17 protein-coding genes and 2 pseudogenes are annotated in these 20,010 nt (G+C 66.5%); 8 read left to right on the forward strand and 11 right to left on the reverse strand.

The features are described from left to right. Positions 1-27: 27 nt before the first annotated feature. Together hppD and ACUDAL_RS09070 are read right to left on the reverse strand one after the other, a co-directional pair. Entirely contained in the window at positions 28-1,128 is a 1,101-nt protein-coding gene (gene hppD / locus ACUDAL_RS09065; RefSeq protein WP_444677907.1) for a 4-hydroxyphenylpyruvate dioxygenase, read from the reverse strand. Positions 1,129-1,491: 363 nt separating this feature from the next. After that, complete coding sequence (locus tag ACUDAL_RS09070) at positions 1,492-2,040, reverse strand: LysE/ArgO family amino acid transporter (RefSeq protein WP_444677908.1); 549 nt, start codon at positions 2,038-2,040, stop codon at positions 1,492-1,494. Between the two features lie 107 nt (positions 2,041-2,147). Between ACUDAL_RS09070 and ACUDAL_RS09075 the strand changes: the two are divergent. Further along, positions 2,148-3,082, forward strand: a pseudogene (locus ACUDAL_RS09075) (LysR family transcriptional regulator ArgP). Positions 3,083-3,087: 5 nt separating this feature from the next. Here the strand turns inward: ACUDAL_RS09075 and ACUDAL_RS09080 are convergent. From ACUDAL_RS09080 to ACUDAL_RS09105, 6 genes are all read right to left on the reverse strand, one after another. Then, positions 3,088-3,393: an MTH1187 family thiamine-binding protein gene (locus ACUDAL_RS09080; RefSeq protein WP_444677909.1), complete on the reverse strand. Its 306-nt coding sequence runs from the start codon at positions 3,391-3,393 to the stop codon at positions 3,088-3,090. A gap of 115 nt (positions 3,394-3,508) precedes the next feature. Next, on the reverse strand, positions 3,509-4,303 hold the full coding sequence (locus tag ACUDAL_RS09085; RefSeq protein WP_444677910.1) for a hypothetical protein: 795 nt from the start codon (positions 4,301-4,303) through the stop codon (positions 3,509-3,511). A 10-nt stretch (positions 4,304-4,313) separates the two neighbouring features. Continuing rightward, entirely contained in the window at positions 4,314-5,552 is a 1,239-nt protein-coding gene (locus ACUDAL_RS09090) for a hypothetical protein (protein WP_444677911.1), read from the reverse strand. Further along, entirely contained in the window at positions 5,549-6,175 is a 627-nt protein-coding gene (locus ACUDAL_RS09095) for a condensin complex protein MksE (RefSeq protein WP_444679347.1), read from the reverse strand. Before ACUDAL_RS09095 ends, ACUDAL_RS09090 begins: the two co-directional genes overlap by 4 nt. Positions 6,176-6,216: 41 nt before the next feature. Beyond that, the gene (locus ACUDAL_RS09100; protein ID WP_444679348.1) at positions 6,217-7,218 is read right to left on the reverse strand and encodes an ATP-binding protein; all 1,002 of its coding nucleotides are present in this window, start codon (positions 7,216-7,218) and stop codon (positions 6,217-6,219) included. After that, entirely contained in the window at positions 7,110-9,890 is a 2,781-nt protein-coding gene (locus ACUDAL_RS09105; protein WP_444677912.1) for an ATP-binding protein, read from the reverse strand. The genes ACUDAL_RS09100 and ACUDAL_RS09105 overlap by 109 nt, the downstream gene beginning before the upstream one ends. Positions 9,891-10,169: 279 nt before the next feature. Here ACUDAL_RS09105 and ACUDAL_RS09110 point away from each other — a divergent pair, with 279 nt between their 5' ends. Beyond that, the gene (locus tag ACUDAL_RS09110) at positions 10,170-12,170 is read left to right on the forward strand and encodes a RecQ family ATP-dependent DNA helicase (RefSeq protein ID WP_444677913.1); all 2,001 of its coding nucleotides are present in this window, start codon (positions 10,170-10,172) and stop codon (positions 12,168-12,170) included. On the opposite strand, the gene ACUDAL_RS09115 is transcribed toward ACUDAL_RS09110, so the two are convergent. Next, complete coding sequence (locus ACUDAL_RS09115) at positions 12,143-12,538, reverse strand: TyrR/PhhR family helix-turn-helix DNA-binding protein (protein WP_444679349.1); 396 nt, start codon at positions 12,536-12,538, stop codon at positions 12,143-12,145. The two genes, ACUDAL_RS09110 and ACUDAL_RS09115, sit on opposite strands and share 28 nt — an antisense overlap. A gap of 87 nt (positions 12,539-12,625) precedes the next feature. Further along, positions 12,626-13,845, reverse strand: a pseudogene (locus ACUDAL_RS09120) (sigma 54-interacting transcriptional regulator); the annotation flags it as partial. 135 nt (positions 13,846-13,980) lie between these two features. On the opposite strand from ACUDAL_RS09120, the gene phhA reads away from it, so the two are divergent. The 3 genes from phhA (at position 13,981) to ACUDAL_RS09135 (ending at position 15,854) form a co-directional block, all read left to right on the forward strand. Then, complete coding sequence (phhA, locus tag ACUDAL_RS09125; protein WP_444677914.1) at positions 13,981-14,811, forward strand: phenylalanine 4-monooxygenase; 831 nt, start codon at positions 13,981-13,983, stop codon at positions 14,809-14,811. 53 nt (positions 14,812-14,864) lie between these two features. Next, complete coding sequence (locus tag ACUDAL_RS09130; protein WP_444677915.1) at positions 14,865-15,206, forward strand: 4a-hydroxytetrahydrobiopterin dehydratase; 342 nt, start codon at positions 14,865-14,867, stop codon at positions 15,204-15,206. Positions 15,207-15,587: 381 nt separating this feature from the next. Further along, positions 15,588-15,854 (forward strand): ComEA family DNA-binding protein, encoded by a 267-nt coding sequence (locus ACUDAL_RS09135; RefSeq protein WP_444677916.1) that lies wholly within the window; start codon positions 15,588-15,590, stop codon positions 15,852-15,854. 147 nt (positions 15,855-16,001) lie between these two features. Here the strand turns inward: ACUDAL_RS09135 and ACUDAL_RS09140 are convergent, their stop codons facing one another. Next, positions 16,002-16,763, reverse strand: coding sequence for an SDR family oxidoreductase (locus tag ACUDAL_RS09140; protein ID WP_444677917.1), 762 nt, complete (start codon positions 16,761-16,763; stop codon positions 16,002-16,004). 258 nt (positions 16,764-17,021) lie between these two features. Here ACUDAL_RS09140 and ACUDAL_RS09145 point away from each other — a divergent pair, with 258 nt between their 5' ends. From ACUDAL_RS09145 to groL, 3 genes are all read left to right on the forward strand, one after another. Continuing rightward, positions 17,022-17,537 (forward strand): FxsA family protein, encoded by a 516-nt coding sequence (locus ACUDAL_RS09145; RefSeq protein WP_444677918.1) that lies wholly within the window; start codon positions 17,022-17,024, stop codon positions 17,535-17,537. 227 nt (positions 17,538-17,764) lie between these two features. Then, positions 17,765-18,058, forward strand: a complete 294-nt coding sequence (locus tag ACUDAL_RS09150; RefSeq protein WP_010628243.1) for a co-chaperone GroES — start codon at positions 17,765-17,767, stop codon at positions 18,056-18,058. Positions 18,059-18,117: 59 nt separating this feature from the next. Then, the gene (groL, locus tag ACUDAL_RS09155; RefSeq protein ID WP_444677919.1) at positions 18,118-19,758 is read left to right on the forward strand and encodes a chaperonin GroEL; all 1,641 of its coding nucleotides are present in this window, start codon (positions 18,118-18,120) and stop codon (positions 19,756-19,758) included. Positions 19,759-20,010 lie beyond the last annotated feature (252 nt).

A 20,010-nucleotide genomic window follows, 5' to 3' on the forward strand; every position in this document is an offset into this window, starting at 1 on the left:
CCGTCGCATCCGGGAGCCGCCTGTCGGTCAGTCGGCCTTGAGCACGCCGCGGCGGATCTGATCTTCCTCGATGGATTCGAACAGAGCCTTGAAGTTGCCCTCGCCGAAACCGTCGTTGCCCTTGCGCTGAATGATCTCGAAGAAGATCGGACCGATCACGGTCTCGGTGAAGATCTGCAGCAGTACGCCCTCGTCCGGACCGCCGTCGATCAGCAGGCTCAGCTCGCGCAGATCCTCGACGTTCTCCTCGTGGTTGGGCACGCGAGTGTCGACCTTCTCGTAGTAGGTATCCGGGGTGGTGAGGAAGGTCACGCCGTTGGCGCGCAGGCCCTGCACGGTGGCGTAGATGTCGTCGGTGGCCATGGCCAGGTGCTGGATGCCCTCGCCGTTGTACTCGCGCAGGAACTCGGCGATCTGCGAGCTATCGTCGGCGGACTCGTTGATCGGGATGTGCATCTTGCCGCAGGGGGCGGTCATGGCGCGGGAGTGCAGGCCGGTCTTCTTGCCCTTGATGTCGAAGTAGCGGTTCTCGCGGAAGTTGGCGATCTCGGTATAGAAGTCGGCCCACTTGTCCATCTGTCCACGGTCGACGTTGTGGGTCAGGTGATCGAGCACCTTCAGACCCACGCTGTTGTCGTTGGGCGAACGGCCAGGGATAGGCTCGAAGTCGATGTCGTAGATGGTGCGGCCTTCGCTGTCGACCTTGTTGTCGACGAAGTAGAGCAGCGAGCCACCGATGCCGCGTACCGCGGGAATGCCCACCTCGCCGGGACCGACCGGGTTCTCCACCGCCTCGGCGCCGTGGGCCAGGGCATACTCGAAGGCCTGCTTGGCGTCGGCCACCTTCCACGCCATGGCGCAGGCACAGGGGCCGTGCACCTTGGCAAACTCGGCGGCGTGGCTGTCCGGCTCGGCGTTGAGCACGAAGTTGACGTTCTCCTGCTGGAACAGGAACACCTGCTTGGAGCGGTGCTTGCGCGTCTCGGTGAAGCCCATGCGGTTGAACAGCGCGCGCAGCTCCTCGATGCCTTCGGCGCTGGGGGCGCTGTATTCGACGAACTCGAAGCCGTTGGTGCCGATCGGATTGTCCCGGGTGATCGGGGAGACGGTGTTGGCGGGTGCGTTCATGTTTCCTCCAGGGGTAGTGCCGTTGTTATGAGGTCAGCGGGCGGGTCAGCCTGACGAGTCAGGCGCACTGACTTGGGTCGCATTCGGCTCCAGCGGGCCGACACCTGCCTGCAGCCTACTGCGCCCCCTGCCCTGCCGGAACGCCGCCCCGTCGCTTAGCGAGACCGCGAATGCCGCCCCACCGACGGCGGCGCGTAAGGAAAACTTGCCACCCGGGCCAAGCGCCATGCGGCGGCCCTGGCCGGCGGTGCGTCAGCGTGACACCCCGTAAGAAAAACGTTACAGCAAGCCTCGTCTACCCGCGTCACGGCAGCATGGCACCGCTGGCCAAGCGCCACGCCACCCAGGCCAGGATGAGCCCGATCACCAGGTCGATGGCTCGCCACACACGGGGCTGGCCAGCCGCGGCGCCAGCCAGCCCGCTGCCGCCGCCAGGCCGAAGAACCAGCCGAACGACGCCATGGCGGCACCGATGAAAAAGCCCAGCGGGCTCGGCTGCACCGCGCCGATGGCGCCAAGCAGAACCACGGTTTCGAGATAGACCTGGGGGTTGAGCAGAGTCACCGCCAGCGTCGCTGCCAGGGCAGCCTGCCACGACTGGATACCGCCGCCACCCGCGACCAGCGCCTGCCCGATGAAGGCCCGACGAAACGCCAGCGATGCCTGCCAGGCCAGGAAGGCGGCACCTGCCCAACGGGCGACTTCCATCAGCGTTTCCTGCTGGGCGATCAGTAGGCCGAGGCCCAACACGCCGACGCCAACCAGCAGCCAGTCGCACAGTGCACAGACCCCCGCCACCAGCCAGGCATGCTGACGGCGCAGGCTCTGCTGCAGTACGAAAGCGTTCTGGGCACCGATGGCAACGATTAGCCCGGCGCAGATCAACAGTCCGTTGAGCCATGACAACCACATTGCGTCTTCTCCTTGGCAATTTCGTTTGAACGGTTCGTGTCGCCAAGGCTAAGCTCGCCGCAGCCATGAAAGAAATGAATAAACTAACTGAGGGATTAGCTTAGCTAATGTTCGACTACAAACTGCTCGAGGCGCTGGTGGCGGTGCTCGATCAGGGCGGTTTTGAGCGCGGCGCACGCTACCTGGGCCTTACGCAATCGGCGGTGTCGCAGCGTATCAAGCTGCTCGAGGCGCGCCTGGGCCAGCCGGTGCTGGTGCGCAGCCCCGCCTCGCCCCCACCCCGCTGGGGCGGAAGCTGCTCAACCATGCCCAGCAGGTGCGCCTGCTGGAAGGCGACCTGCTCGGCGAGGTACCGGCGCTCGGCAGCGGCGAGCAGCGCCTGCGCCTGGCGATTAACGCCGACAGCCTGGCCACCTGGTGGCCGGAGGCCATCGGGCGCTTCTGCGAGGAGCATCCCGTGCTGTTCGACCTAGTGGTGGAGGATCAGGAGGTGGCGCTCAAGCGCATGCGCGACGGTGACGTGGCCGGCTGTATCTGCGACTCGCCCACGCCGGTTCAGGGCGCGCGCAGTTATCCGCTGGGCAGCATGCGCTATCGCGCCCTGGCCAGCCCCGCCTTCGTGGCGCGTCATTTCGCCAATGGTGTCACCCCGGAGGCGCTGCGCCGGGCGCCGGCCATCGTGTTCGGCCCCGACGACCGCCTGCAGCATCGCTACCTGGCCATGCACGGCGTCGAGCCGCCCTTCCCCCACCACCTCTGCCCCTCTTCGGAGGGTTTCGTCGGCCTGGCCCTGGCCGGGCTCGGCTACGGCATGGTGCCGGAGCGTCAGGCCCAGCGCGAACTGAGCGAAGGCCGCCTGCAGGAGATCGACGCCGGCCCGCACCTGGCCGAAGGAAGGCTGGTCGATCTGTCACCCGGCCAGGTGATCGACGTACCGCTCTACTGGCATCACTGGCGCCAGGGCGGCAAGGTGCTCGACGCCCTCACCGACCACCTGCTGCGCCTGGGCGATGCCTGGCTTACGCCGCTACCCACGGCATGAGCGAATCACGAACCGCGTAGCTTGTTTTCTACGCTCGACACCTTGTCGGCCATGGACTGCTCGCGGTCGGTGCGGGTGCCCAGCTTGATGGTGGTGGTGATGCGCGGCGCGCCCATGGCATGCACCTCCTCGTGGCAGCGTTTGACCACCGCCATCACCTCATCCCACGGCCCCTCGATGTTGGTACCGTAGGCGTGCATGTGATGTTCCAGGCCCGAGGCCTCGATCACCCGCTGGCAGGCGGCGATCTGCGGCGAGACCGACACGCCGACGCCGAGAGGAACCACGCAAAGGTCGATGATCACGTGCATGACGTCACCTTTCTGGTTGAGTAAAAAAGCAGGCCAGCCCTAGCCAAGCGGCACTCGGACCAGCTCGCTGCCGAACCACTGCTGGCGCAGGCCACGTTGCTCGAAGAGCAAAATTTCAAGGTAGCCGGCCAGCGCATGTCCTGCCGGCAATTTGGCGCTGCGCTGGCGCAGGGTCGGCAGGTACTTCTGCTGTTCCGGAGGCAAGTGCTCGGCGTTGGCGCGCTGGGCAACCCCGCCAGCGGCGGCAGCAGCAGGTGCGTCGCGCCCGTCTCCATGGCGATACCGACGCCTCTGGCATCAAAGTCGCCGAGGTAGAAGTGCGGCTTGCCGCTGCGGGACCAGGCGGCGACCAGGGCCTGAAGCCGCCGCCGTAGTGGCTGTCGCCGCGGTACAGAATCAGCGGCCGCGCCCAGGCGGCCAGTGCCGGAAGCTCGGCCGGCAGCGCATAGAGGCAGTCGAGGTTCTCGACCTGCACCAGCACCTCGAAGGCATCGAGATCGAGCCGGCGCCGGTCCAGGTCGAGCACTTCCCGCGTGCCCTGGGCAATTCCCGGCCGCGGGGCGCCGGCAGGCAGGCTGGCCAGCACCCGGTACGCCCGGGGCTTTTCCCTAGGCCCCTTCTCTTCGGCGTTGCCATGACAGGCCTGCTCGAGGCTGCTCATCCCGCTGAGAACCACCGACAGCGGCGCCTCTGCGTTCAGCGCCATGGCGTCCTCGATCTGCGCCAGCAGGGCGCGGTCGAAGCGCAGCCAGGCGTGGGTGAGCCGTGGGCCGGGATCGATGTGTCGCTCGTCGAGCCAGGCCAGCACTTCGTCGACGATCTTCCCTCGTGGCTTATCCACCACGGGGCCGCGACGCAGCCGCTGGTCGATGTCACGCAACAGCCTGCGGGCACGCGGTGAGAGCGGCATGGTAACGTCCTCAGGCGAGCTGCAGCACCACGTCGTGGATCCGCCGCAGCTGGTTGAAGGGGCTGGCCTGGGTCTCCTCCTGGCGCAGGCGAAAGGCGCCCTGCTCGCTGCGCGGCAGGCCCTGGTATTCGGCGATGACTTGAAACAGCCAGATCTCCGCGCCCCACTCGTGCTCGGCCTGCTGCAGATAGTCAAGGGCACTGACGACTTCGCCGGCGCGGTCCACCACCGCCAGGTAGAAGCGCTCGACGTCCTCCTTCAGCGCCTGCTGGCGGGCCGCCACCCGGCTCTCCTCGTGGCGCTCGGTGGCGGCAGCCGCGGCAACCGGCTCGGAACGCGAGCTGGGTCGCGGCAGGCGATGCAGCAGCTCAGCCAGCGTGTGGGCATCGGCATCTCGGTCCAGCGCCACCGCCCCGGCGGCGACCAGCGGCGCGGCACGGTTAACCAGCGCCGGCACATCGCTGCGCAGCGCATAGTTGCCGGGCACGAAGCCGGGATGCTCGCGCAGGAAGCCCACCATGCCGGCCACCAGCCGGCTGCGCGACTGCTGCTGGCGGAAACGTGCCATCAGCTCGATCAGGCGCCGCTGTACTTCGCGCAGGCTGGTGAAGTGGTGGGTGAGCTGGTGCTGCAGCCGGCTGACCAGCAGCTTGCGCAGGGCGCCATCGGCACCCACCAGAGTGATGAATTCATCGAAGTCGATAAGCGCCAGGCCGTCGAGCAGGCGCACGATCTGCTTCTGCGCGCGCTCGTTCTCGCGGATCTTGTCGGTGAGTCGGGCGACGAAGCCGAAGTCGCCGTTGAGACGCCGCCATAGGCTGTCAATGGCGTCGGCGAAGCGGCCGTTGAGATCGTCGACCTCCTGGCGCAGGCGCAGCAACAGCTGCTCCTGGCGCCAGTATTCACCGGCATCCCGTGCCTCGCGATAGCTCTGCACCAGGCTGCGCATCAGTTCCAGGGTCTCGGCCACGTCGGCGTTGACGTGGCGGCGAGTCTCGTCGGCCAGCATCTCGGCGATCAGCTCGCGCACCTTGGGCGCGAGCTTCACTCCACTCTGCTCGTCCGGCCGCCATAGGATTCGCGCCGCCAGCAGCCGGTTCAGCGCAGTGGTGCTCAGCCCTTCCAGCGGCACTTCGTCGCGGGCGTAGCCAGCCATCAGCGCCTCGGCGTGCCTGCCCAGCAGCGCCAGGCGTTCCACGCCGGTCGTGATCAGGCGGCTCTCCAGGGCATTGGGAGAGGCGCCGCTCACAGCAGGCGCTCCTGCTCTGCCGGCGCCTGGTCGTCGATGGGCAGGTTCTCCTCATCGCGGATGAAGCGCACTAGGTCGATCAGGTAATCGATCTTGCCGGTAACCACGAAGTACTGGCGATCGGCGTGGGGCTGCTGCAGGTAACCGTGCTCCTTGAGGCGCTTGAAGACCTGCTTGAGCTGGGCGTCGAGCTGGTCGCTCTGGGAGCCGAAGAAGGGGTCGGTGGCCAGCCGCTCCAGACGCTCGCGCAGGCCCTGGTGATCCTCGCAGCGCGAGCTGAAGTCGGCGGGCTTGAGCACGTCGCCGGGAGCGGCCAGGCCGTCGCGGCCCAGCGCTTCCTGCACCAGCTGCAGCCACTCCAGCAGCGGCATCAGGCTGGCCACGGTGTCGCCCAGCTGGCGCGACAGCTGCTCGCGGGCCGCGTCGTCGAGCCGCCGCCACGCCAGGAAGTAGACGCTGCCTTCATCGGTGGCGGCCAGCCGGCGGTTGAGCGGTCGCAGGTAGGCGTCGATCCGCTCGCGGGTGGCCTCATCCTGCAGGCGGCGAAAGGCGCCCTCATCGCTCACCGCACAGATGAACTCGCCGGCCAACAGGCGTTCGAGCAGCGGGCCCAGCTCGACCATGGAGCGCTCGGCCCCGGCGCCTTCGATGTGAGTCACGTCGCTCATGACGCCACCTCCTCGGCGCGGGCCTGCAGGCGCTGGGCCAGGCGGCTCAGACGCGGTTCGATGCGCTTGAGGCGACGCTTGCCGGGGTCGGCTTCGTCGCGGTCGATCAGGTAGCGGTTGCGGAACAGCAGCAGCACGTCCGACTCCGGATTGGGGAAGGCGCCGACGATATGGATGCGGTTGTTGTTGCAGGCATCGAACAGCTTCTCGACGTTGTGGTAGGCCAAGGTACCGATCTCGTCGATCGGCCAGTGGATGGCTACTTCGGCCTGGCCGCGCAGCAGCCGGGTGAAGGCGAGCAGGAACTTGCACAGGATCAGGTAGGCCATGCCGTGACTGGAGGACTCCAGCAGCTGGCGGTCGTTCTTGATCACCAGGTCGGTGCCGCCCTCATTGAGGTGCAGCTCCAGGCGCAGCAGGCTCTCGAAGCTGTACTGCTGGTCGCTGCGCAGCAGCTCCACCACATCGGAAAGGGTGTCGAGGTAGTCGTCGCCGGGCAGCGGCTGGCCGGAGTCGCGCCATTCGCGATAGTGCTGGGCGAAGCGCTTGAGCGGCTCCCAGAAGCCGAGCTCGTCGATGGTCGACTGGATCTTCACCTCGGCGCGACCGATGCCTTCCAGCTTGAGGTCGTCGGCCACCTCGTCGGAGAGGCGCCGGCTCTGGGCATTGATGCGCCGGTTGAGGTCACGAAACACGGTGAAGAACTTGTCGAGGTCGTCGGAAAGGTTGCGGCCCTCCTGCAGCAGCTGCTGTTGCTGCCCTTCCAGCAGCGTCAGCATGCCGGCCAGCACGGCCAGCAGGCGACGCGGACTCGGGTCTTCGAGCCGGGCTCGCTCGGCCTCCAGGGTCTCCTGGAAGTCGCTGCTGGCGCCCTTGATCAGGTCCGCCTCTAGCTTCTCGCAGCCGCGGCGCAGCGCCTCCAGGGTCCGGGCATGCTCGGCCAGTGCCTGGCGCGCCCGCTCGATGCGCTCCTCGGTGTCGCCCGGGGCCTCGCCCAGGGAGCCGGAGCGCTCGCAAGCGGCAGCGATTCGAGCCTGGCCAGCAGCGGCGTCAGCATCTCCAGCAGCTGCTGCTCGACGCTGCGCCGCGCCTTGAGCTCGCCCACCGCCGCCTGGTGCTCGCGCCGGGCGGCCTGGAACTGCTGGTCGAGGGTCTCACGCTCGCGCTCGGCGGCCTGGTGGTCACGGGCTAGGTCGGCCTCCTGCGCCACCAGGCTCGGCTTGCGCTCGCCCCAGGCCACCCGCATGAAGCGGGTGTAGTCGTCCAGCTCCTCGCGTCGCGCCTCGGTCTGGCGGATGCGTTCGTCCAGCGCCTTGAGGCGGGTGCGAGTCTGGCTGAGGGTCACCGTATCCACGCCCTGCTCGGCCAGTTCGCGATCGTAGGCGGCCTGCAGCTCCTCGCGCTGGCGGCGGGTCTCCTCCTTGAATTCGGCCAGCTGGCGGCGGTGCTGGGCGATCTGCCCGTCGAGGCCAGCCATACGCCCCTGGAAATCGGCGGTGAGTTCCAGACGCTGGGCGCGGTGGGTATCGGCCAACGCCTGCAGGGCCTGGCGCTGTTCATCGCGTAGCGCTTGCTGCTGGGCCTGGCGCTCCTCCAGCGCCTCGCGCCAGGTGGCCTCGCGCGCCTGGCGTGCGGCGGCGTGGCGCTGATGGCACTGGCTGCGGGCCTGCAGGGCGTAATCCACCTCCTCGGCGGCGCGACGGGCGCTGCTGCGGGCACGCTCTAGGCGTGCAGCAGCCTCCTGCACCTTGGCATGGGACGCCCTGAGCGCCTTCTCGGCGCCCTGCTCGGCCTCCTGGGCCTGGGCCAGCGCCTGTCCGGCCGCGTCGATCTCGGCCAGCAGGGCGGCCTCGTCCCGGGCATGCTCGGGCAAGGCGATGGCAGCAAGATCCAGCGTCAGCCCGAACAGGTCGTCGCTGGCGTGCGGATTCAGCTGCGGGGCAAGGTCACGACGCTCGAGCAGTGCCGGGTCGATCGCCTTGCCCAGGCTCTGCTCCCAGCCCGGGCAGTGGTGACGCAGGAAGTGGCGCAGGCTGCCCTGGGCGGGGTCGCGCTGGGCCAGCAGCCCATCGAGCCGCGCCTGGGCCCGGGAGCGCTGCGCTCGCCCCTGTTCAAGTTCGCGCTCGGCGAGATCGCGCGCCTCACGGCAGGCCTCGTGCTCGCTGCGTACGCTCTCCACCGCAGCGGCGGCGGCGCGCTGCTCGCTCTGGGCCTGGTCCACCCGTGCCTGGGCCTGCTCGGCCTCGCGGGTCTCCTCCGGGGTCGGGGCGCCGTGGGCCAGCCGCGCCTTGAGCTCGGAAATGGCGGCGGTGCCCTGCTCCAGGCGTTCCCGGTAGCCGTGGTCCAGCGCCTCGCGGCGAGTCTGGTAGTCGGCATCCAGGCGGCGCTCTTCTTCGTCATGGGCTTCACGGCTGCGCTCTTTCTCGTCGCCCAGCGCATCGACCAGCCCTTGGATCTCCTCGCCGTGGCGTGCCTGCAGGTCGCCGAGCTCGACCAGCCTGGCATCCAGGCGCGCGCGGCTCTCGCGCGCCACACGCTGGATCTCCTCGAGGTGGTCGTGCAGCTGCTGGCGCTGCTCGCGCCACTGGGGCAGCGCGGCGAGGTCGCGTTCGAGCCCCGGCATGTCGGCCTCGGCGTAGGCTTCGAAGCGGCGCTGCAGGTCGTCGAGGTCGCGGCGTGTCTGGTCCAGCACGCTGTCGAGTTCGCTGATCCGCGCATTAAGGCGGCCACGCGCCTCCTCATGGGCCTGCTCAAGGGTCTGGAAGCCGCGCTGGCGTTCGTTCAGCTGCGCTTCGAGATCGGCGCCGGCGCGCTCGGCGCGATGGCGGTCGGCCTCGAGCTGGGGCCGCAGCTGCCACAGCGTCGCCTCGAGTTCGGCGGTTTCCCGGTCGAGGCGCTCGAGGGACTCCAGGGCGCGCTGCAATGGTTCCAGGCGCTTCGACTGACGCATGCGGGCGATCCACTCGCGCGCTTTGGTATTGCGGATCCGCGTTACCGGCAGCTCGACACCATCCTCCTCGAAGATGGCCGCCAGCATGGTCTTGAGGGTATCCATCTTGCCCTCCTTGGCGTGCACCGCCGAGACCAGCTTCTCCATGTGGCGAATGCGTTGCCCAGCTCGCACCAGGCTGAAACGTGCGGCGACCTGGCGCAGGCGCAGCAGCTCGCGGCGGCTGCCGGCGCCGCTGCCGTGCTGGGTGAAGTCGTTCTGGATCACCGCGCGATATTCGGAAGTGGCCCCCAGCTTGGGCGAGGTGGTGATCCCCTCGCGGCGCAGGCCGCTGAACCACTGGGCGTAGTCGAGGGCGGTGACGCCGGCCTCGCTCTGCACCAGGTAGTCTTCCGGGCGATAGGGGGCGGCGACGAAGCGGTACTCCACGCCGCCTTCGCTCTTGCGGGTCAGCACCGCCTGGCAGATGTCGCCCTCTTCGCGGCGATATTCGTAGACCAGGTAGCTGTTGCGGTGCGGCAGGTAGAAGGCGTCGAACTTGAGCCGGGTCTTGGGCACCACCCGGTTGGGCAGCTCGCCGAAGAACACCGGGACCAGCCGCTGCAGGGTGGTCTTGCCCGAGGCGTTGGTGCCGCAGATGTTGGTGTGCCCGTCCACACCGAGCTCGACCACCCCTTCCAGATGGCCGTGAATCATCACGATGCGTAGCAGGTGAGCCATGCCGCGTCCTTGATCGGTTAGCGCTGGATCGCAAACGGCCATTCTACCCACCCGGGCCAGGCGCACCAATCGGCTGCACGTTCAGGGCCACCACGAGGCTGGCAGCCGCGCCATTGACAGCGGTATCACGCCGCCATGCGCGAATGGCGTACCGCCTGTGCATGCCGGAACGGACATTCGTCGAAACCGACGATATGCGAGAATGTGCGTCCGGTGGTCGTCATGGCCTTCACCTTTCGCATAAGCGCAACGCAAAATAACCGAGCAGGGAGTGCCCCAGTGATCGACCAGACGTTACAGCAGGTCTTCGGCTATGACGACTTCCGCCCCGGCCAGCGCCCGGTCATCGAAGCAATCACCGCCGGCCGTTCGGCGGCGGCGATCTTTCCCACCGGCTCGGGCAAGTCGCTGTGCTATCAGCTGCCGGCGCTGCACCTGCCTCGCCTGACTCTGGTCATCTCGCCGCTGCTGGCGCTGATGCAGGATCAGCTGGCCTTCCTGGCGCGCCACGGCATCGCCGCCGCCAGCATCGACTCGGGCCAGAGCCGCGAGGAAACGGCGGCAGTGATGGAAGGCGTCAAGCGCGGCGAGATCCGCATCCTCATGGTCTCGGTGGAGCGGCTCAAGAACGAGCGCTTCCGCGCCTTCATCCGCCGCGTGCCGATCTCGCTGTTGGTCGTGGACGAAGCCCACTGCATCTCGGAGTGGGGTCACAACTTCCGCCCGGACTATCTCAAGCTGCCCCACTACCGCCATGAGTTCGGCATCCCCCAGGTACTGCTGCTGACCGCCACGGCCACGCCGCGGGTCATCGCCGACATGCGCGAGCGCTTCGGCATCGCCGAGGGCGACGTCACCGCCACCGGCTTCTACCGGCCCAATCTCAACCTGGAAGTAGCGCCGGTGCCGGCCGAGACCCGGGCGCGTCGGCTGGTCGAGTGGCTCAGGCCCAGGCTGGGCGGCGAGGCGCCCCAGCCCACCATCGTCTACGTCACCCTGCAGCAGACCGCCGAGCGTCTGGCCGCCTACCTGAGCAAGGCCGGCTTCGTTGCCACCGCCTACCATGCCGGGCTCGACGCCGAGACCCGCGAGCGCATCCAACGCGACTTCATGGCCGGCCAAACGCCCTGCATCGTCGCCACCATCGCCTTCGGCATGGGCATCGACAAGGCCGACATTCGCAACGTGGTGCACTTCGACCTGCCCAAGTCGGTGGAGAACTACAGCCAGGAGATCGGTCGGGCCGGCCGCGACGGGAAGCCTTCCGACTGCCTGATGCTGGCCGGGCGCGATCACGTCAACGTGCTGGAGAACTTCGTCTACGGCGACACCCCGGAGCTTCACGGCATCCGCAAGGTGATCGACGAGCTGATCGAGGCGGCCGGGGCCGCACGCCAGTGGGAGCTGGTGCTCAATTCGCTCTCCCAGCACAGCAACATTCGTCCGCTGCCGCTCAAGACGCTGCTGGTGCAGCTCGAGCTGCGCGGCGTCATCGCGCCGCGCTACAGCTACTTCGCCGAGTACCGCTTCCGCCTGCACGACGAACCCGAGGTCCTGGTATCGCGCTTCGAGGGCGAACGCAGCACCTTCGTCCAGGCGATTGTCGACGCCTCGCAGCGTGCCCGCACCTGGTTCAACCTCGACTTCGCGGCCCTCGAACGGCTGGGCGAGGAGCGCGGGCTCAACGTCGAACGCGCCCGCGTGCTCACCGCGCTGGACTATTTCGTCGCCCAGGGCTGGATGGTGCTCGAAAGCAAGCAGATGACCGAGGTCTATGAGGTGCTGCGCAGCGACATCGACGCCGCGGCCCTGAGCGAGGAGCTGCACGCCTATTTCCACGACAAGGAGCGGGCCGAGATCGAGCGCCTGCACGCCATGCTGGCGCTGTTCGAGAGCGCGGCGTGTCTGAGCCGCCGGCTTTCCGAATGGTTCGGCGACACCCGGGCGCCGGAGCGCTGCGGCCACTGCTCGGCCTGCCGCGGCGCCATTGCCAACCTGCCCGAACCCGAACCGCTCGAGCCCATAACACGCGAGACCGTCGCACGGCTCGCGGGCGAGCTGGCGCAACAGCTGGCAGCCAGCGACGAGCCTCATCCCGCCACGCCGGACCTGCTGGCGCGCTTCCTGTGCGGCCTGACCAGCCCCCTGCTCACCCGGCTCAAGGCGCGCCGCCTGGCAGGCTTCGGCGCGCTGGAAGCCTACCGTTACGCCGAGGTCAGGGAGCTGGCCGCTCGCACGACGCTGGTCGAGGGTCAGGCGTCACCCGCACCGATGCCGTAATGGCGCAGCTTGTTGGCAATGGTGGTGTGCGAGACCCCGAGCCGCTTGGCCAGTTGGCGGCTCGAGGGATACTGCGGATAGAGCGAGGCCAGGATACGACGCTCCACGTCGCCCATGATGCCGGCGAGCGAGCCGTCGAGATCGATGCCCGAGAGCCCCGGCGCCTCGCCCACGTCCGGCAGGCGCAGGTGGCCCGGCTCGATGGCGTCGCCCTCGCACAGTGATACCGCCTGGAACAGCACGTTCTCCAACTGGCGCACGTTACCCGGCCAGTGATAGGTAGAGAGTCTGGCCAGCGCCGCCGGCGACAGCGCCGGCATGCGACAGCCGATCTGACGCGCGGCGCGATCGATGAAGTGCAGCGCCATGGCCTCGATGCCGTCGAGACAGTCGCGCAGCGGCGGCACCGCCAGCGACAGCACGTTGAGCCGATGGTAGAGATCCTGACGGAAGTGGCCTTCGGCGCAGAGCCGGGGCAGGTCCTGCTGGGTGGCACAGATCACCCGGACGTCGAGATAGGTCTCCTCGTCGCTGCCCACCCGGCGAAAGCCGCCGTCCTGCAGGAAACGCAGCAGCTTGACCTGCAGCCGCGGGCTCATTTCCCCCACCTCGTCGAGAAAGATGGTGCCGCCCGCGGTCATCTCCAGCAGCCCGAGCTTGCCCTCGGGGCGAGCCCCTCGAAGGCGCCCGGCGCATAGCCGAACAGCTCCGTCTCGGCCATCGACTCCGGCAGGCCGGCACAGTTGAGCGCCATGAACGGCGACTGTCCGCGGGCGCTGGCCAGATGGCAGGCGCGCGCCAGCAGCTCCTTGCCGGTACCGGTCTCGCCGTGGATCAGCAGCGACGCGTCCAGCGGCGCCATGCGCCGCGCCTCGCGGATCAGCGCGGCCAGCCGGGGGCTGGCCTGGAACAGCGCATCGAAGCCACGCAGCTCCTGGCGTTGCACCTGGTAGATGCGCTCGCCGATCCGGTCGGCGCTGTGCAGGGTCACCACCGCGCCGGCCAGGGAAGCCACATCGTCGAGGTGCTCGCGGTGCAGCGGCGCGATATCGGCGAGGAAGGTCGCATCGCGCAGCTTGATGCGCAGGCCGTTGACCCGCGCATTGTTGCGCCGCACCAGCGCCGGCAGATCCACGTCGGGCAGGTAGCGGTTCAGCGACAGCCCCGGCACCTCGTCGATGCGCACCCCGAGCAGCTGTCCCGCCGCCCGGTTGGCAGCCACGATATGGCCCTCCATGTCGATCGACATCACCGGATCGGAGAGCGACGAGAGCAGCGCATCGAGCTCGAGATGGCGCCGCTCGCTGGGCATCAGGCTGACCCGGCGCACCCCGAACACCCCCGGTATCGCCTCGAGCACCGGCTTCAGCGTGGCCAGCTGCGCATTGAGCAGGTTGGGGATGTGCAGATAGATGGCGTTGCCATGCTCACCGCCCACCTCGCCCCGCGCCACGTTGAGGCCGTAGTCGACGAAGTGGGACACGATATCGCGCAGGATGCCGATGCGGTTCTGGCAGTGAAACCTCAATCTCATGGCGCTGGTGCCTCCGGGCGCGAAAAAGCACGTCAAGCCGACGTGACTCGCCTGTAAAGATAACGTGACACCCGAGACAGGACAAACCTCCAAGTTGCCGAACTCGACGCTATGGGAAGGCGAAACGGCATCCACCGTCATGATTTCTTTACGCAAAACCCTCAATTGCGGTCAAAAAAGCCATCCGCAGCCTGACAGGCAAGGCGCACACCGGCCCTAGACTCGAGTCAAAGGTTCGCCACACAAACACAAGATTTCAGCCGACCGGAGTGCCCCATGACGTCATCCCATCCGCATCTGAGCGATGTCGCCAGCAAGACCGGCTACCGCGCCCGCCTGCCCGACGAGAATGGCTATATCGACTGGCCGGAACAGGACAACGCCACCTGGCAGACCCTAATGCAGCGCCAGCTCGGCATGCTCGAAGGTCGCGTCTGCCAGGAGTACCTCGACGGCCTGGAGCGCCTCGCCCTGCCCGAGGAGCGCATCCCCCAGCTCGCCGACATCGACCGCGTGCTGCAGGCGGCCACCGGCTGGCAAACCGCCCAGGTACCGGCGCTGATCCCGTTCGACACCTTCTTCAAGCTGCTGGCCAACCGGCGCTTCCCGGTGGCCACCTTCATCCGTACCCCGGAAGAGCTCGACTACCTCAAGGAGCCGGACATCTTCCACGAGATCTTCGGCCACTGCCCGATGCTCACCAACCCGGCCTTCGCCGAGTTCACTGCCACCTATGGCCGCCTGGGCCTCGCAGCCGAACCCAAGCAGAGGGTCTACCTGGCGCGCCTGTACTGGATGACCGTGGAGTTCGGCCTGGTGGATACCCCGGCCGGCCGGCGCATCTACGGTGGCGGCATCATCTCCTCGCCCAAGGAGACCCTGCACGCACTGTCGGATACGCCCGAGCATCTGCCATTCGACCCCATCGAGGCGCTGCGCACCCCGTACCGCATCGACATCCTGCAGCCGCTCTACTACGTACTGGACGATCTCACGACCCTGCACGACCTTTCCCAGCAGGACATCATGGCCATGGTGCACCGGGCCATGGAGCTGGGCCTGCACGAACCGCGCTTCGAGCCGGCCCCGAAGGCAGCCAAGGCGTAAGCCTGAACATAAGCGACGACACCCATACCAACAAACCCCGACGAGGAGCGACCATGACCCAACTTTCCGAACAGCAGTGCGAAGCGTGCAGCTGGGACGCACCCCATGTCACCGACGACGAACTCGAGACGCTCAGGCGCGACATTCCCGAGTGGAGCGTCGAGGAGCGCGACGGCATCAAGCAGCTCGAGCGCGTCTTCAAGTTCCGCAACTTCAAGCAGGCGCTGGCCTTCACCAACCGGGTCGGCGAGATTGCCGAGGAAGCGGGCCACCACCCCGCCCTGCTCACCGAATGGGGCAAGGTCACCGTGACCTGGTGGTCTCATGAAATGAAAGGCCTGCACAAGAACGACTTCATCCTGGCGGCGCGCACCGACGCCGTGGCGAACGCCTAGCCGACCATGCCTGCCGGCGCTCGCCGGTAGGCAAAATGCCCAGGCTTCGGCAGCTGCACTGCCCTGGCGCTTGTATGCCTTACTTGCATTACCTTCCTTGCATTTCCTTCCCCGGCTTTTCCCTTTCCGGTCTTTGTTTTTCGGAGCGCTCTGACGCTACTCGGCTTTCCAGACATCACCACCCCGCCTTTACCAGGCTTGAGCCTACTCTGTTTCGCGTGATTGGCTGACAGCGTGCCAGGACCACTACCGCGTGCGAAATGCGCTCACGCTTACGTCTCGCATCGCCTCAGGACTCTGCATGGTTCAGCGTGTTCTGCATTAGCGTTTATCGGGCACCAGCCGGTGCCCGGCATCGACAACGATAAAAGGAGAAGACCCATGAAGGGTTTCTTGCGAGCCGCCTTGCTGGGCCTGATGCTTAGTGTGGCCACGCTGGCCTCGGCGCAGGAGGTAGCACCCATCAACGTCAACACGGCCGATGCGGAGCTGCTGACAGAACTGCCGGGTATCGGCCCAACCCGCGCCCAGGCAATCATCGAAGACCGTGAAGCGAACGGCGACTACGAGAGCGCCGACGACCTGACCCGGGTCAGCGGCATCGGGCCGGCGACGGTCGCCAGGCTGCGGGATCAGATCACGTTCTGACAACTGGGTTGGGCGACACGGCGAGGCCGGCATAATGCCGGTCTCGCTGCGCTTCATCTCTTCGGCACTAGAGCGGCTGTCCCAGCGACAGGCCACCAGCAGGCCGTCGATTCAATAAGCGCCTTGGGGATGCATGGCTGAAACGAGCTACAGCCGCAGGCCGCCGTCGCACTCGATCACGCGGCCGGTGAAGTAATCGTTCTCGATGATGAAGGCCACGCTCTGGGCGATATGCTCGGGGTCGCCAAGGCGCCTGAGCGGGACACCTGAGGTCAGCTTCTCCAGCATGTCGTCACGCATCGAGGCCGTCATGTCGGTCTTGATGAAACCTGGCGCCACCGCGCCTGCGCGAATGCCGTAGCGTGCCAGCTCCTTGGCCCAAGTGGTGGTCAGCGCTACCACGGCAGCCTTGGCGGCCGCATAGTTGCTCTGCCCCATGTTGCCGGCACGGGAAATGCTGGAGATATTGACGATCACCCCGTCGTGCTCCGCCTCGATCATCTGGGCAGCGGCTTCACGCCCGCACAGGAACACCCCGGTGAGGTTGACGTCGATGACCGACCGCCACTGCTCCAGCGACATGGTCTTTTCGACCTTGCCGTCCTTCGCCTTGACCAGCAGCGCATCGCGCAGGATACCGGCATTGTTCACCAGGCCGCTGACCGGACCCAGCGATGCCGACACCGCACCGAAGGCTTGCTTCACCGAGGCCTCGTCCGCCACGTTCACAGTGAAGGCACTGGCTCGCACGTTCTCCTTGTGCAGTGCGGATACTGCCTTGTCCATGGCGTCGGCATCGGTGTCCAGCAAGGCCACCAACGCGCCCTGACGCCCAAGGCGACGCGCCATGGCAAGCCCGAGGCCCCGGGCCCCACCGGTAATGGCAATTACACGTTTCTCGACTTTCATTCACTGTCCCCAGAGGTGGTCTGTCATTCATTGCCTGCCGGCTATCTCACAGGCAAGCGCCCTTCCCTGGACGTCGCTTATTCCCGCAGCTGCGGCTACAGGGTTAATCGGCGGCAAGATGCCATAACTTGAACTGATTCGCCGCTTTTTGCACTGCAGCGTAGCGCCCGGCCAGCGCCATTGCCAGCCGCCTTCAGCTACGCTTGATTTGCGACCAGACGCCCCCACATAGCGTGAAGCCACCTAGACGGAGTCGTCATGCCCATCCTGATCCTCTTCACGCTGTTCACCCTGCTCGACTTCGTCGTCCTGTTTACCGTCGGCAGCTATATCGGCCTGCCGGTCACTCTGGCACTGCTGCTCTCCACCGGCTTCGTTGGCCTGCATCTCATTCGCCGGCAGGGCACGGCTGCATTGAGCCGGGCCAAGCAGCGCTTGAGCCAGGGCGAACTGCCCTCCAGCGAACTGCTGACCGGCGCCGCGCTGATCTTCGGTGGTGCCCTGCTGCTGGCCCCCGGCTTTCTTTCCGACCTGCTCGGGCTGGCATGTATCGTTCCCGGCGCCCGCCGCACGCTGGGCCGGCTGCTGGCCGGCGCCCATCTTCGCGTGCTGGTTGCCGCCGCGGGCCGTGGCCAAGGGCCTCGCCCTGGGCAACATGAGCAGGAGACGAATGCCGACGCCGAGCACCACCAGGCCCACGACAAACCCCGTCAGGGCCGCCAGGGTGACCCCTTGGAAGGTGATTTCATCAGCCGTGACGAGCCGCGCCGCTAGCGCCACGGGCGGCTGTACCGTGCGGCGAAAAATTTTTCGCGCTGGCCCTTGAAAGGAACTTGCCCGGCCCCATTTCACGGTCAGCACTAGGCTACGATGCCGAGAACCTCTCGGCGTCTTTGACAAGGAAGGCGTCCTCGCCTCCACCTTCCAGCCGCGCTGGAAGGGTGATGTGAACCGCCATGCCTTTCATCATGGCATAACAGACCATCAGGAGAACGTGAGCAATGAACATCCGTCCCTTGCACGATCGCGTCGTCATCCGTCGCGTTGAAGAAGAGCAAAAAACCGCTGGCGGCATCGTGCTTCCGGGCAACGCCCAGGAAAAGCCGACTCGTGGCGAAGTGCTCGCCGTCGGTAACGGCCGGATTCTCGACAACGGTGACGTTCGCCCGCTGGACGTCAAAGTTGGCGACACCGTGATTTTCAAGGATGGCTTTGGCGTCGAGAAGCAGAAGATCGATGGCGAGGAAGTCCTGATCATGAGCGAGTCCGACATTCTCGCCGTGGTTGAAGGCTAAGCCACTCCTACGCAACTCCGTTCATACGTCGTTCACGAACTCACAGGAAGTTACGAAAAATGGCAGCGAAACAAGTCAAGTTCTCCGATGACGCCCGCAAGCGCATGGCCCGTGGCGTCGACGTCCTGGCCAACGCCGTCAAGGCTACCTTGGGCCCGAAAGGCCGCAACGTGGTACTGGACAAGTCCTTCGGTGCACCGACCGTGACCAAGGACGGCGTCTCCGTGGCCAAAGAAATCGAACTGAAGGACAAGTTCGAGAACATGGGCGCGCAGATGGTCAAGGAAGTCGCTTCCAAGACCTCCGACGTCGCTGGCGACGGCACCACCACCGCCACCGTGCTGGCCCAGTCCATCGTCACCGAGGGCATGAAGGGCGTGACCGCCGGCATGAACCCGATGGATCTGAAGCGCGGCATCGACCAGGCCGTCATCGCGGCAGTCAAGGAAATCGAGGCCCTGGCCGTGCCCTGCACCGACTCCAAGGCCATCGCCCAGGTCGGCACCATCTCCGCCAACGGCGACAAGCGCATCGGTGAGATCATCGCCGAAGCCATGGAGAAGGTCGGCAAGGAAGGCGTCATCACCGTCGACGAAGGTCGCGGCTTCGAGGACGAGCTGGAAGTGGTCGAAGGCATGCAGTTCGACCGCGGCTACCTGTCGCCCTACTTCGTGACCAACCAGGACACCATGGCGGTCGAGCTGGAAGACCCCTACCTGCTGCTGGTCGACAAGAAGATCTCCAACATCCGCGAACTGCTGCCGGTGCTGGAAGCCGTCGCCAAGTCCGGCAAGCCGCTGGCAATCATCGCCGAGGATATCGAAGGCGAGGCCCTGGCCACCCTGGTGGTCAACAACATGCGCGGCATCGTCAAGGTTGCGGCTGCCAAGGCGCCCGGCTTCGGCGACCGTCGCAAGGCCATGCTGCAGGACATCGCCATCCTGACCAACGGCACCGTGATCTCCGAGGAAGTCGGTCTGACCCTGGAGCAGGCCAACCTGGATCACCTGGGCAGCGCCAAGCGCATCACCATGTCCAAGGAGAACACCACCATCATCGACGGCGCCGGTAACGAGGGCGACATCGAAGCCCGCGTCAACCAGATCCGCGCGCAGATCGAAGAGACTTCTTCCGACTACGACCGCGAGAAGCTGCAGGAGCGCGTCGCCAAGCTGGCCGGCGGCGTTGCCGTGATCCGCGTCGGTGCCGCTACCGAAGTCGAGATGAAGGAGAAGAAGGCCCGCGTCGAAGACGCCCTGCACTCCACCCGCGCTGCGGTCGAGGAAGGCGTGGTGCCTGGCGGCGGTACCGCCCTGGTGCGCGTGCTGACCAAGATCAAGGACCTCAAGGGCGAGAACGAGGACCAGACCCACGGTATCGCCATCGCGCTGCGCGCCATGGAGTCTCCGCTGCGTCAGATCGTCACCAACGCCGGCCAGGAAGCTTCCGTGATCCTCAACGAGGTGAAAGCAGGCGAAGGCAACTTCGGCTACAACGCCCAGACCGGTGAATTCGGCGACATGTTCGAAATGGGCGTGCTGGACCCGGCCAAGGTGACCCGTACTGCGCTGCAGTCCGCCGGCTCCGTGGCAGGCCTGATGATCACCACCGAGTGCATGATCGCCGACGATCCGGAAGAGAAGGAAGGTCCGGACATGGGCGGCATGGGTGGCATGGGCGGTATGGGCGGCATGATGTAAGCCAGCCATCCCCTTAGCCCTTCGCAAGCCCCGCCATCGTGCGGGGCTTGTTCTTTATGGACGGTCTTGCAGGAATGTGACTCGGTTTCAAAAGCGTTACTATGGTGGAAACGGTCGGCTCCGCTGCCGTCACGACCGGTCACAAGCGAGAACGAGACGAGCATGGTGGATATACTGGACAAGTTGGCCGTGGCGGTTGCCGAAGATGACAGCCTGGAATCGCTGGTCAATTCTCTGCTCGAGCTGCTGGAA

The organism is Halomonas sp. E19, from assembly GCF_052439355.1.
GTDB lineage: Bacteria > Pseudomonadota > Gammaproteobacteria > Pseudomonadales > Halomonadaceae > Halomonas.

Coding starts and splice junctions, on each gene's coding strand:
- hppD (WP_444677907.1), bottom strand. CDS start 1,128: ATGAACGCACCCGCCAACACCGTCTCCCCGATCACCCGGGACAATCCG.
- ACUDAL_RS09070 (WP_444677908.1), bottom strand. CDS start 2,040: ATGTGGTTGTCATGGCTCAACGGACTGTTGATCTGCGCCGGGCTAATC.
- ACUDAL_RS09080 (WP_444677909.1), bottom strand. CDS start 3,393: ATGCACGTGATCATCGACCTTTGCGTGGTTCCTCTCGGCGTCGGCGTG.
- ACUDAL_RS09085 (WP_444677910.1), bottom strand. CDS start 4,303: ATGCCGCTCTCACCGCGTGCCCGCAGGCTGTTGCGTGACATCGACCAG.
- ACUDAL_RS09095 (WP_444679347.1), bottom strand. CDS start 6,175: ATGGTCGAGCTGGGCCCGCTGCTCGAACGCCTGTTGGCCGGCGAGTTC.
- ACUDAL_RS09105 (WP_444677912.1), bottom strand. CDS start 9,890: ATGGCTCACCTGCTACGCATCGTGATGATTCACGGCCATCTGGAAGGG.
- ACUDAL_RS09115 (WP_444679349.1), bottom strand. CDS start 12,538: ATGGCGCTGCACTTCATCGATCGCGCCGCGCGTCAGATCGGCTGTCGC.
- phhA (WP_444677914.1), top strand. CDS start 13,981: ATGACGTCATCCCATCCGCATCTGAGCGATGTCGCCAGCAAGACCGGC.
- ACUDAL_RS09130 (WP_444677915.1), top strand. CDS start 14,865: ATGACCCAACTTTCCGAACAGCAGTGCGAAGCGTGCAGCTGGGACGCA.
- ACUDAL_RS09135 (WP_444677916.1), top strand. CDS start 15,588: ATGAAGGGTTTCTTGCGAGCCGCCTTGCTGGGCCTGATGCTTAGTGTG.
- ACUDAL_RS09140 (WP_444677917.1), bottom strand. CDS start 16,763: ATGAAAGTCGAGAAACGTGTAATTGCCATTACCGGTGGGGCCCGGGGC.
- ACUDAL_RS09145 (WP_444677918.1), top strand. CDS start 17,022: ATGCCCATCCTGATCCTCTTCACGCTGTTCACCCTGCTCGACTTCGTC.
- ACUDAL_RS09150 (WP_010628243.1), top strand. CDS start 17,765: ATGAACATCCGTCCCTTGCACGATCGCGTCGTCATCCGTCGCGTTGAA.
- groL (WP_444677919.1), top strand. CDS start 18,118: ATGGCAGCGAAACAAGTCAAGTTCTCCGATGACGCCCGCAAGCGCATG.